The following is a 12,246-nucleotide window of genomic DNA, read 5'->3' on the forward strand; positions in this document are numbered from 1 at the left end:
TTATTGGCCATAGCTGTGGCAAAGGTCCTCAAGCCTTTGCCACACTTAGCCCTGTGATTAGCAGGGAGTGAATTGAATGTGTGAGAGTGGGTATCAGTTGACTGACGCAGCGCAAATACGATCGGATAGCGAGCAGCAAGCGCCTTGCATCCCGTTATATGTGAACGGGAAAAGGTGTGAGGTTCAGGCATCGCCGCGCACGGCCTTGCTGCATGTGCTGCGCAACGATCTTGAACTCAACGGCCCCAAATATGGCTGCGGTTTGGGTGAGTGCGGTGCCTGCACGGTTTTGGTCGATAGCGTGGCGGCTCGCTCTTGCGTGGTACCTCTGCGTGTCGCAGTGGGCCGTGAAGTAACTACGCTTGAAGGCCTTGGTAGTTTTGAGCAGCCGGGCCCGACCCAGCAAGCTTTTATCCAGTGTCAGGCAGCGCAATGCGGCTACTGCCTGAACGGAATGATCATGACGGTAGAGGCCTTGCTGCGCCGCAACCCCAATCCGTCAGAAGAAGAAATTCGCAGCGAACTGCACTACAACCTTTGCCGCTGCGGAACCCATGTCGAAATCATGCAGGCGGCATTAATGGCTGTGCAACTGCGCCAGCGCGCTCAACAAGCAAAGGGGTTGTGATGAGTGATATTGCTGCGCGCATGCCCCGCCTTGATGTTGCGACCGGCCGTGATCTGCCTTCGGATATGTTGCATGGCAAAGTCCTGCACCCGTCTCAGATGAGTTGGAGCGGCCTGCGCTATGAAGGCCGTGAGCTTTGCGCGGTGAATGGCGAGGAAGTCCGCCGCATGCCCGGCGTGGTGGCGCTCGTTCAGCAAGATCATTTTGTTGGCGTGGTGGCGATGACGCCAGTGCACGCCAGTCAAGCCAGCGAACGCTTGGCTTTGCAATGGTCACGCCCAGATTCTTTGGCCGCAAAGCGAGCGCCGAGTCCACCGCTTGAGACGAATGCGTATACATGGCGCATCGCTTCAGCGAAGGCCAATGCCAATGACAAGGCCATCGTCTGGGTTCTCAATGATCGAGCCAGCGTGTGGATTGCGCCAGTTACGCCGGATTTCAAGCAAGCGCTGCAAGCGGAGCTGGCAAGCCTATTGGCCATGCCGCTGCAGTCGTTGGATATTTTTGAGGATGCATCAAGCGCACCCGTAGCGCGCGAGATGGATTTGCTCGATGCCGCTGCGGATGCGGCACTGCTATCCAAACATGTGCAGCGCCCGGTGTCAGTGCAGTGCACTGAACATGCCGGTGATGATCAAGTCTTGACTCTGAAGGTGGCCGATGCTGGTGCTGCTGGAGCAGGTATTGCTTCCCCCATTGTGTGGGCATCAGATGCGCCTTGGTCGCAGCGGCCTAGCCGGGCGCGCTTGCTGACTCAAAAGAGTCTGATTGAAGCCGTTGCTGGCGCTAGCGTTCAAGAAGCTGGCAGTGTGGGGCGTGCGCTTATCAACAGCAGCCTGTCGGTAGCCAGTGTTCATGATCTCAATGCCGCGCAGGTGTTTGCCCATGAAAGTGAACTGGCGCAAATAGCAGTGCAGCAAGGGCAGCACCCTATCGAGGCGCGACTAGAGCAGATGCCAAAGGGGCGAGGCCGCGACCTTGCATTGGCTGTGTTGGAGCAGTCGGGTGGCTTGCTCAAAGATCCCAATGATGACGCGGTGCAGATACCCGGTTATCTATCGGGTCGAGGTTTTGCGAGCTCTCAAGTGGAGTGCCTGGATGCCAAGGGCGAACCCCAAACGGTTTGGAGCGCTTGGGTGGCTGACGTGGCAGTGAATGTCAGCACCGGTGATATTTCGGTCACTCGAGTGGTGGCAGGCCATGATGTGCAAAGCCTGCAAGTTGCCCAGCAGGCAAGCATGCAAGTCATCAGCAGCCAGAATGCGCCGCAGATGCTCGAAGGCGCGCAAAAGCTATTGCTGGATGGCTTTGCTGCAGAGGACTGGCGCGCAGACAATTCTCAGTCCAATGCGTTGGCCAGCATAGTGGGGCAAAAGGTGGGCACTGATGTGCTCAAAGCCTCGCCGGGCGATGTGGTGGCGCATGGCCGTTTGGCAGATGAAGGCGTCACCACGCTGCCTGCTGCTGCTGCCATTGCCAATGCGGTGCAGCAAGCCACGGGTGTGCGACTGCGCACAGTGCCGCTAGATCCACAAGCGCTGCGTTTGGCTTTGAGCTTGGAGCCTAAGCCGAGCAAAGCGTTGGCAGCCAAGCGTTTAGGCTGGCTGGGTGCAGGAGCCGCTGCCGTGGTGGGCATGGCGGCTATGGCTTGGCCGTTCAAACCTGCTTTGCCTTTGACCGATGGAGCCGATGTCAGTTTGTACTCTGCACAGGCTCTGGAGCGCGGGCGACTGGTGGCTGCTGCGGGTGACTGCATTGTCTGCCACACCGCCCCCGGCGGTAAAGAAAATGTGGGCGGTCTGGGCTTGCCCACGCCGTTCGGCACCATCTTCACCACCAACATCACGCCGGATAACGAGACTGGCATTGGCCGCTGGTCATACGCCGCGTTTGAGCGCGCTATGCGCCATGGTGTGCATCAAGATGGGCGTCAGCTCTACCCTGCGTTTCCCTACACTGCGTTTGCCAAGATGAACGAGGGTGATATGCAGGCTTTGTATGGCTACCTCATGTCTCAGCCGGCAGTGAAGGCAGAAGCGCCAAAGACCGAGCTGGTCTTTCCCTACAGTGTTCGCAGCTCACTGGCAGGTTGGAATTTGTTGTTTCACGATGCCAAGCCCTTTGAGGCTGATCGCAGCAAAAGCGTTGAATGGAATCGCGGCTCGTATTTGGTCAATGGTGCTGGCCACTGCTCGGCATGCCATACCCCGCGCAATGCCTTGGGTGCAGAAAAAAGCGGTATTCAAAACTACTTGGCAGGTGGTGAGGCGGAAGGCTGGACTGCACCTGCGATCAACAAACTAGGCAGCGGCCCGAGCCCGTGGAGCAAAGACGATCTGGTTCGCTATATGCGCACAGGTTATTCGGCCAATCACGGCGTTGCCGCAGGCCCTATGGCGCCTGTCATTCATGGCTTGGCGCAGTTGCCTCAAAGTGATGTGCAGAGCATTGCCACGTATTTGCTGGACTTGCCCGGTCAGCCAAAGCAGGTGGATGCCGCTTTAACGGTCAATGCAGCGCCTGCCGCAGCAGCACCTGTGAAAGACCAAAGCCTGCGCAATGGCGAGCGCATGTACCAAAACGCGTGTGCGGTGTGTCATGAAGCAGGTGCCGGTCCCACGCTGTTTGGTGTCAAGCCTGACCTGAGCAAAAACACTAGCTTGTATGCCAGCACGCCGCAAAACCTGATTCAGGTGGTGCTGCACGGAATTCAAGAGCCCGCCAATGACGCACTCGGTCATATGCCGGGTTTCAAAGACAGTTTTGACAATCAGCAAATCGATGATCTGCTGGGGTATTTGCGTGGGCGATTTGCCCCAGAGGAGAAGGCTTGGCCAGACAGCAAACCACTGATTGAACAACTGCGCACGCCTTTGCATTAAACGTGCAGCGCAGTTGCGGCAACCTTGTTGTTGCTGCTAAAAAAGGCTTTGTGAACAGAGCCTGAAATTCCATCTGAATGGGTGGCAAGCTGGTATGAGAATTGCGTGCTGAAACTCTACTTTTAACCAGATAGCTACTCGACAGAAATAGATCTTTGAACGCAGGCACTTATCTCAGCTTGAGGGCTGAAAAAGAGACTGGTTTCAAAAGTGAAGAGGGAGGTAGCTAGAGATAGCTACCGGAGCGAGTGGCGAGAATGGGCGTGGGCCCGCTCACTGGATTTTCAACGACTCAAAGGGATGGACTTCATGTCATCTGGACTTATCTCAGTAGAACAAGGTCTGCAAACTGCAGGCGTAGGGAAATTTCAGTACCGGCTTTTTGTAATTTTTGGCTTGGTATGGCTCGCAGATGCGATGCAGGTGCTGTCCATCGGCTTTAGCGCGCCATCAATTGCCAAGAGCTTTGGCATCACTGTGCCTGAAGCTTTGCAAACCGGTACGTTCTTCTTTATCGGTATGCTGCTGGGGGCCTTTGCCTTCGGTCGTCTGGCTGACCGTATTGGTCGCCGTCCAGTGCTGCTGGTGGCGGTGGTGATTGATGCTTGTGCGGGTGTTGCATCAGCGTTTGCACCTGATTTGACGTGGCTGCTGGTACTGCGCTTTTTGACCGGTATCGGTGTGGGCGGAACACTGCCTGTGGACTACACCATGATGGCCGAGTTCTTGCCTAGCAAGCGCCGTGGTCGCTGGTTGGTGTGGCTGGAGTCGTTCTGGGCCATTGGTACCATTTTCTTGGCTGTGCTGGCACTGATCGCCGTGAGCTGGGGTGAAGATGCTTGGCGCCTGATTTTCTTCGTGACCGGCGTTCCTGCTTTGATTGGTGTGGCTCTGCGTTTCTACATTCCTGAGTCGCCGATGTTCCTCAACCGCAACGGCAAGTCCAAAGAGGCTCGCGCAGTGCTTCAGCGCGTGGCGGATGTGAACGGTGCCAAGGTGCAGATCCCTGAATTGCAGCCTGAAAAGCAAGAGCGCAAATCCGTTTTTGCCCTGTTCAATGCTGAACTGCGCCGCCGCAGCATCGCCTTGTTTGCCGCTTGGGGCTTGATCTCGATTGCCTACTACGGCGTGTTTGTTTACCTGCCTGTGAAGCTGGGCACCGAAGGCTTTGCGTTTATGCGTGGTCAGGTGTTCTTGGTGATTTTGGCGCTGGTGCAGCTGCCCGGTTTTGCTCTGTCCGCCTACGGTGTGGAGCGCTGGGGCCGCAAGCCAACGCTGATTGGCTTCTTGCTGCTGAGCGCTGTGGGTTGCATGTTGTATAGCTTGGGTACATCGCCCGCATTGGTGGTGGGCTCTACGCTTCTGATGAGCTTTGCTTTGCTGGGTACTTGGGGCGCTTTGTATGCCTTCACGCCTGAGGTCTATCCTACGGAGCTGCGTGCCAGCGGCATGGGCATGTCGGGTGCTGTGGCTCGCTTTGGTGGTCTGTTTGCGCCGGCCATCATTGCACCTGTGATGAGCACGCACTTCACGCTGGCTTTGGCGATGCTGGCAGCCATGCTGGTGGGCGGCGCCATCGCGATTGCTGCGGTGGATGTGGAGTCTCGCGACCGCGTTCTGGATTAATTGAGTAAGCCGAGTGAGCGGCTTTTAAAAGCTTCTAATAAATGCCTGCTGGCCTTGTGCCAGCAGGCATTTTTTGTATCCACTTTAAGAGTTCGCTCCAAGATTTAATCCTGAGGGTCATCGAGCATTTTTTTGAGCAAAAAATCCAGCGCAAATCGCTCGGCAGGGTTGAGTTTTCCATAAGTACTCTCTGTGATTTGCATGGCAATGGGCTCGACTACTTTGATCAGCTCCAGCCCCTTAGGCGTCAGCGTGAGAACCACTTTGCGCTTGTCGTTGGCGTCAAGATCCACATTCAGAAGATCGCGTTGTTTGAGACGATCAACGACCCCGCGAATGGTGGCTTGATCGATGACCGCCGCTTTGACGATTTCGGCCAAAGAGCTGCCGCTGTGCTCGCGAACGGTGCACAGCACCACGAACTGCGCCGTGGTGAGCTGTGCGTTAGGAATTGACTGTTGAAAAAACGATGAATGCCGCTGATAAGCGCGTCGCAGCAAATGCCCGATTTGTGCGGAAACTTGATAGTTTTCTTGTGGGGATGCGTGGTTGGCTTCTTGACTCATGGTGGCGCGAAAAAGATGTGGGGTCTCTATTGAATAGAGTGATATATCTTTAATTATTTAAAAATGCATTGTTTTTACATATAAACATAACTTAGTAAATAAGTGTTTGCGCTTTATTTTTAAAATTTTCTTCCGTCAAGCACAGCAGGCTTAAATAAGGCACGCCAAGGTGCATGCGCGTTAAAAAATCGCTCACTTGTCGCGGTTATATTGGCCGCATCCTTTTTTCAAAACCGATGACCGGCCTTGTTCGGTATTGCGGTTTTTTGCGGGTTCTGTGTTCTCACGTATGACTTCTAAAACAACTGCCATCACCCCCATGGGCTCGCATCTACGCTTGCTGGGCATGGCCTTGCTGTGGGGCGCTTCATGGCCTGCCGGGCGCATCCTCGCACTCAATATGTCGCCGTTGGCAGCATCTGGTTTGCGCTTTGTGTTGGCTGTGAGCTTGCTGCTGCCTTGGCTGTATTGGTCTGGCGGTTTGCCTGCCATCAAGAAGTGGTCGCTCAAAACTTGGCTAGGCATGTTGGCTGCAGGGGCCACGGGCGTCTTTGGCTATGCCGCTTTTTTCTTGAGCGGTTTGCAGCACCTGCCAGCAAGCAAGGCGGCGTTGGTGATTACGCTCAACCCCGTGGTGACTTTGCTGTTGGCTGTGTGGCTGTTTAAAGAGCGTATTAACAAAGTGATCGCCTTGGGCATGGCTGTGGCGGCTTGTGGTGCTGTGGTTGTCATCTCGCACGGTAAGCCGCTTGAGCTGCTCAATGGCACCGTGGGCATGGGCGAGATGCTGATCTTGGGCTGCGTTGCCTGCTGGGTTTGCTATACCCTCATCGGGCGCGCCATGCTAGCGGGCGTAGATGCGCTGGCAGCGACCACGGTCACTGCTATTTTTGGTGCCATCTTGCTGCTGATTGCGAGCTGGGTGGTTGAAGGCCCGCAGGGCTTGGCCTCGGCTTTTCACGCCGATCATCAGGCGTGGGTGGCCATGATTTTTATGGGCTACGGCTCCACTGCCATCGCCTACGCTTGGTATTTTTCGGGTGTCAAAGCCTTGGGCGCAGGCGCCGCATCGGGCTACATCACGCTGGTGCCCGTGATTGGCGTGATCCTGTCAGCCCTTTTGCTTGGTGAGGCCGTAGATGGCTCCATGCTGCTGGGCGGTGCTTTGGCGATTGCCGGCACGGCGGTGATGAACTGGGGACGGCGCCAGCAGGGTTGATGCCGTCCCTTCAGCAGATTTAGCGTGATGCTTTTTCTGTCTCAGCTTCAAGTGCGGATAAGGATGCGGTTGAGGAGGCAGCTTCAGATGCAGCCAGATGCTCTGCCAGCTTGGTTTCTAGCGTACCGATCTGAATTTTGAGCTGGCGCATGCTGCTTTGCATGGTCACGCCTAGCAGGCGGCGCATGGCTTCAAAAAATAGCGCCATGAAAATGACGCTAGGCAACACGCCCCAACGCAGCCAGCCTGATGCATGGTTGACCCACGACACTACGCAAACCACCACGGCCATGGCGATGGCAAAGTAGTTCCACTTTCTTGAAGTCTGCATTTTCTTTGCATACTTTTCGGCGGTAGCTTCGAGTTGCTGCTCGGTGACTTTGAGCTTGGCAATGGACGCCTGAATTTCTTCAAGGCTAGTAGGTGTGGCGGATGACATAAAAAGGCTGAAAAAATGTGGCGCAAGCGTTGCGCTGGCGCTGTTTAAATTTGATAGCTATAAGTCCAATATTAATATTGACTTTAGCCACTTTTTGCTTGATTTTTACTAAGTTTCGTCGCTTCACGCAGTGGTGAGCGGCAAGGCCTGAATCGCGCCGATGTTAGACGCTTCTTTTCAGCCCCATGCGGTCAACGGCAAGGCCGCTCAATGTGCAAAGAACAGGCGCGGCACTGAGGCGCTGAGCATGGCGATGCCCGAGCAGATCAGCAGGCCCAGCACAATTTGGCGAAAGAGCGCATCGCTCACGCCTTTGTAAACGCGGGTGCCAAAAATCACGGGTACGAGCACTGCCGGCAGCACAACGACAAACCAGTGCCACATGGCGGGCTTGACGATGCCTGTGGCCAGATAACTGGCCATGGTGAAGGCCAGCACAGAGAGGTTGAAGTTTTGGATGACAGTGCGCTGCACATGGCGCTCAAAGCCGCGCAACGTGCACCACAGCGTAGGCACTGTACCGCTAAAGCCGCCCAGCCCAGCCATTGCGCCGCCAATCATGCCAGCCACCGCATCCGTAAAACGCGCCAGCAGGCCGCCACCTAAAGTGAGTTTGGGCAGGTGGGCGCTGAGCAGCATGGCCGGGCACCACAAGATCAGCAGCAGACCCAGACAGAACTTGAACCAGTCCATATTCATGTGCGGCATGATGCCCACGCCGATGGGGATGCCGAGCAGCCCGCCTGCGATAAAGGGCAGCAAAGACTTCCAGTGAAATTCGCGGCGCACGGTGAAGGCTGCAATGATTTGCCCGGTGAGTGAGCCAAACACCGAGAGTACGGCGGCCACTTGCGGCTCAAGCACCCACGCCCAAAACGACATGGCGACCATGCCAAAGGCAAAACCCGACAGCCCCTGCACAAACCCCGCCACTGCAGCCCCTAAGACCACGACCAGCAATACTTCCACTTTGTTGTCTCCACTTTGAGTGGCAGGAATTATCGGTGCCAGCTCATGGGCATCGCATACGCAGTTTTCGCAAGGGGATGGGTGGCTGCGCTATGGTTGAGCCCATGCAAGCATCATCTATTTGGGTTCTGGGGCTGCGCAACCTCTGGCGCGATTTACGCGCGGGAGAGCTGCGCCTGATTATGGTCGCCGTGTTGCTGGCGGTGGCTGCGCTCACATCAGTGGGTTTTTTTGCCGATCGCTTGCAAGCCGGTTTGCAGCGCGATGCCCGCCAGTTGCTGGGCGGTGATGTGGTGGTGGTGAGTGACAACCCCACACCGCCTGTCTTTGTGCAGAAGGCGCATGCGATGAAGCTGCAGACGGCGGCCACCGCCAGCTTTCCCACCATGGCGCGAGCCGATGAGTCCAAGGGCGGAGCCAGTCGCTTGGTGGCGCTCAAAAGTGTGGAGGCCGGCTATCCGCTGCGCGGCGTGATTGAGCTTAACCAAGGCGCAGGTCAGCCTGCGTTAGAGGTGAGAGCCATTCCTGAAAGCGGCCATGTCTGGGTGGATGCACCACTGCTGGAAGCGCTGGGCTTGAAGCTGGGCGATAGATTGCTTTTGGGGGATGCCAGCTTTCACATCTCTCACATCATCGCCATCGAGCCAGACCGTGGCTCAGGCTTTATGAGCTTTGCACCGCGCGTGATGGTCAATAGTGACGATTTGCTCGCAACCAAGCTGGTGCAACCTGCCAGCCGCATCACGTATCGCTTAGCCGTTGCATCTGTTGCAGAGATGGGGCGTGAGGGCGAACAAGCGGCGCAGAACTATTTGAATTGGGCCCAAGAGCAGGCTAAGACTGAGCATGGCCTGCGCATTGAGTCGCTAGAAAGTGGCCGCCCTGAAATGCGCCAGACCTTGGACAGGGCCGAGAAATTTTTGAGCCTGGTGGCGCTGCTGTCTGCCTTGCTCTCTGCCGTTGCTGTGGCGTTGGCTGCGCGTGCGTTTGCCAACAGTCACTTGGATGCATCGGCCATGTTGCGTGTGCTGGGTCAAAGCCAGCGCCGCATTGCCATGACCTATGTGGTGGAGTTTGTCTGTGTGGGCTTGGCCGCCAGCCTTGCGGGTGTGCTGCTGGGCTGGGGCGTGCACCATGTCTTTGTCTTGCTGCTGGCGGGGCTGGTCGATGCCAGCTTGCCTGCCGCTGGCATGGCACCCGCCTTGCTGGGCATGGGCATGGGATTGACCTTGCTGCTGGCTTTTGGTCTGCCGCCGGTTTTGCAATTGGCACAAGTGCCGCCGCTGCGCGTAATGCGGCGTGATTTGGGTGCGGTTAAACCCGCTTCATGGCTGGTGCTGGCAGTGGGTGTGGCGGGCTTTGCTGCGTTACTGCTGGCAGCGAGCCGAGACATCAAGTTGGGGCTGATTGCTGTGGGGGGCTTTGCCGCTGCCACCCTGCTGTTTGCGGGGCTGGCTTGGCTGGCTGTGAAGCTGCTGCGCCGCGTAGTTAATGAAGCCACCGCACCGCGCTGGCTGGTGATGGCGACGCGCCAGATTTCTGCCAAGCCGGTGTATGCCGTGGTGCAGGTCAGCTCGCTGGCGGTGGGCTTGCTGGCGCTGGTGCTGCTGGTCTTACTGCGCACGGATTTGATCGCCAGCTGGCGCAAGGCTACGCCGGCTAATGCCCCCGATCGTTTTGTCATCAATGTGCAGCCCGATCAGGCGCAGGATTTTCAGGCCACGCTCAAAAAAGCGGGCGTGCAAAGCTACGACTGGTACCCCATGATTCGCGGCCGCCTGATCGCGGTCAATGGCAAGGAAGTGCGCCCCGATGACTATGCCGAAGACCGCGCCAAGCGGATGGTGGACAGAGAGTTCAACATCTCCACCGCTGAAACCATGCCAGAGCACAACCAAATTACAGGTGGCAACTGGACTGCGGGAGAAAAGGGCGCCATCAGCTTAGAAGAAGGCATTGCCAAGACGCTGGGCCTGAAGCTGGGCGATACCTTGCGCTTTGATGTGGGCGGTGAAGAAAACGAGGCGCGCATTACCAGCTTGCGCAAGGTGGACTGGAGTTCTATGCGGGCCAACTTCTTTGTCATCTACCCGGTCCAGCAGCTTGAAAACGTGGCTGTCACCTACTTGGCGGCCTACCGAGCGCCTGCGCAGCAGGGCTTTGATAACGCGCTGGTCAACCAATTTCCCAACATCACCAATGTGGACTTGAGCAGCACGCTGGTGCAGGTGCAGCAGGTGATGGATCAGGTCATTCGTGCGGTGGAGTTTTTGTTTGGCTTCACGCTGGTGGCCGGGCTGGTGGTGTTGTTCGCCTCCGTCACGGGCACGCGCGAGGAGCGTGCGCGTGAATACGCCATCATGCGCGCCGTGGGTGCCAGGTCTGGCTTGCTGCAGCAGGTGCAAAGTGCAGAGTTGGCAGGCGTGGGTTTGATGGCCGGTTTTCTGGCCAGCTGCGTGGCGCTGGCGGTGGGCTGGGCACTGGCGCGCTGGGTGTTTGACTTTGAATGGGCGCTAATTTGGTGGGCGCCCATAGCGGGCGCTTTGGCGGGCGCGCTGCTGGCTTGGCTGGCCGGCTGGTGGGCGCTGCGCGAGGTGGTCAAGCGCCCGGTGATGCAGACGCTGAGGCAGGCCCAAGAGTAGGTGTTCTCAAAATTGATAGCTGCTAGTGCTTTGACTCAAAGGACTAGCAGCTATTTTTATGCTCAATTGCCTTGCCTCAGCGCAGGGGAAGCGGTGGCTAGGACAATTGCGCCATTAAGCTCGCAACCCACTCACACCATGCAGATAGAAGAAAAACCGCCGTTCGATACCCCCTATGAATGGATTGGCGGAGAAGAAAAAGTCCAGCAACTGGCCAGCCGCTTTTATGACCTGATGGACTTGGAGCCCGGCTACAAAGAGCTGCGCGCCGCGCATGGCAGCACGCTGGATGACGCACGCCAGAAGCTGTTTTGGTTTCTCAGCGGCTGGCTGGGCGGCCCTGATTACTACCAAGAGCGCTTTGGTCACCCGCGTTTGCGTATGCGCCATATGCCGTTTTCCATCGGCATTCAAGAGCGCGACCAGTGGGTGGCTTGCATGGATCAAGCTATGGGCGAGACCGGGGTGCCTGAAGCCCTGCGCACCCGTCTTAAAGCCAGCTTTATGAACACGGCAGACTGGATGCGCAACCGCGGCGTTTGATGCGTTAATGCGGCCGCTCAGAAATCCATTTTTGTGCCCTTGAGCCAAGCTGAAGTCGCTGTGACACGCGTGGTCGCAGCGACTTTTTTATATGATGCAATGAATTTTTCAGGAGCGGGAAATGGCTGCATACATTGCATTGGGGTTGGCGGTTGTGATCGTGTTTTGGGCGGTCGCCATCTATAACCGTCTACGCACGCACAAAAATCAGGTGGAAAACGCCTTTGCTCAGATCGACGTGCAGCTCAAGCGCCGCCATGATCTGATCCCGAATCTGGTGGAAGTGGCACGCGGCTATATGCAGCATGAGGCGACCACGCTAGAAGCCGTGATTCGCGCCCGCAGCACCGCAGTCAGCGCGGCAGACAAGGCTCGTCAGTCCCCAGGTCAAGCGCAGGCCATGGGTGCGTTGATGGTGGCCGAACAAGCGCTGGGCGGCCAGATGGGTCGACTGATGGCGCTGGCTGAGGCCTACCCCACGCTCAAGGCCGATGCCCGCATGCAGCAGCTGAGCGAAGAAATCACCAGCACCGAAAACCGCATTGGCTTTGCGCGGCAGGCCTATAACGATCAGGTGCTGGATTACAACAACGAAGCGGGCCAGTTCCCCGACTTGGTTGTGGCGCGCTTGGCCGGTTTTGCGCACATGGAAATGCTGCAATCCACCCAGAACGAGCAAGAGCGCGCAGTGCCGCAAGTGAAGTTCTAAGTGAAGCTCTAAAGTGAAGTCTT

At 57.0% G+C, this 12,246-nt stretch carries 10 protein-coding genes; 7 read left to right on the forward strand and 3 right to left on the reverse strand.

The window, feature by feature from the left end:
• Nucleotides 1–76 precede the first annotated feature (76 nt).
• The 3 genes from KUF54_RS16490 to KUF54_RS16500 all read left to right on the forward strand — a co-directional run bounded on the left by KUF54_RS16490 (nt 77) and on the right by KUF54_RS16500 (nt 5,136).
• Nucleotides 77–628: a (2Fe-2S)-binding protein gene (locus KUF54_RS16490; RefSeq protein ID WP_219343850.1), complete on the forward strand. Its 552-nt coding sequence runs from the start codon at nt 77–79 to the stop codon at nt 626–628.
• Nucleotides 628–3,510 carry a cytochrome c gene (locus tag KUF54_RS16495; protein WP_255576179.1) on the forward strand — a complete coding sequence of 961 codons (2,883 nt, stop codon included), beginning with the start codon at nt 628–630 and terminating at the stop codon, nt 3,508–3,510. The genes KUF54_RS16490 and KUF54_RS16495 overlap by 1 nt, the downstream gene beginning before the upstream one ends.
• Nucleotides 3,511–3,819: 309 nt before the next feature.
• Nucleotides 3,820–5,136 carry an MFS transporter gene (locus tag KUF54_RS16500; protein WP_219343852.1) on the forward strand — a complete coding sequence of 439 codons (1,317 nt, stop codon included), beginning with the start codon at nt 3,820–3,822 and terminating at the stop codon, nt 5,134–5,136.
• A 104-nt stretch (nt 5,137–5,240) separates the two neighbouring features.
• On the opposite strand, the gene KUF54_RS16505 is transcribed toward KUF54_RS16500, so the two are convergent.
• Nucleotides 5,241–5,702, reverse strand: coding sequence for a MarR family winged helix-turn-helix transcriptional regulator (locus tag KUF54_RS16505; protein ID WP_219343854.1), 462 nt, complete (start codon nt 5,700–5,702; stop codon nt 5,241–5,243).
• A gap of 289 nt (nt 5,703–5,991) precedes the next feature.
• On the opposite strand from KUF54_RS16505, the gene KUF54_RS16510 reads away from it, so the two are divergent.
• Complete coding sequence (locus KUF54_RS16510; RefSeq protein ID WP_219343856.1) at nt 5,992–6,921, forward strand: DMT family transporter; 930 nt, start codon at nt 5,992–5,994, stop codon at nt 6,919–6,921.
• A 19-nt stretch (nt 6,922–6,940) separates the two neighbouring features.
• On the opposite strand, the gene KUF54_RS16515 is transcribed toward KUF54_RS16510, so the two are convergent.
• Entirely contained in the window at nt 6,941–7,360 is a 420-nt protein-coding gene (locus KUF54_RS16515; protein ID WP_255576180.1) for a hypothetical protein, read from the reverse strand.
• Nucleotides 7,361–7,567: 207 nt separating this feature from the next.
• The gene (locus KUF54_RS16520; RefSeq protein ID WP_219343859.1) at nt 7,568–8,329 is read right to left on the reverse strand and encodes a sulfite exporter TauE/SafE family protein; all 762 of its coding nucleotides are present in this window, start codon (nt 8,327–8,329) and stop codon (nt 7,568–7,570) included.
• A 104-nt stretch (nt 8,330–8,433) separates the two neighbouring features.
• Here KUF54_RS16520 and KUF54_RS16525 point away from each other — a divergent pair, with 104 nt between their 5' ends.
• The 3 genes from KUF54_RS16525 (at nt 8,434) to KUF54_RS16535 (ending at nt 12,223) form a co-directional block, all read left to right on the forward strand.
• Entirely contained in the window at nt 8,434–10,971 is a 2,538-nt protein-coding gene (locus tag KUF54_RS16525; protein WP_219343860.1) for an ABC transporter permease, read from the forward strand.
• 138 nt (nt 10,972–11,109) lie between these two features.
• Complete coding sequence (locus tag KUF54_RS16530; protein WP_219343862.1) at nt 11,110–11,514, forward strand: group II truncated hemoglobin; 405 nt, start codon at nt 11,110–11,112, stop codon at nt 11,512–11,514.
• A gap of 121 nt (nt 11,515–11,635) precedes the next feature.
• Nucleotides 11,636–12,223: a LemA family protein gene (locus KUF54_RS16535; RefSeq protein WP_219343864.1), complete on the forward strand. Its 588-nt coding sequence runs from the start codon at nt 11,636–11,638 to the stop codon at nt 12,221–12,223.
• Nucleotides 12,224–12,246: the final 23 nt, after the last annotated feature.

Source organism: Comamonas sp. Y33R10-2, assembly GCF_019355935.1.
In the GTDB taxonomy this organism is placed as follows: Bacteria; Pseudomonadota; Gammaproteobacteria; order Burkholderiales; family Burkholderiaceae_C; genus Comamonas.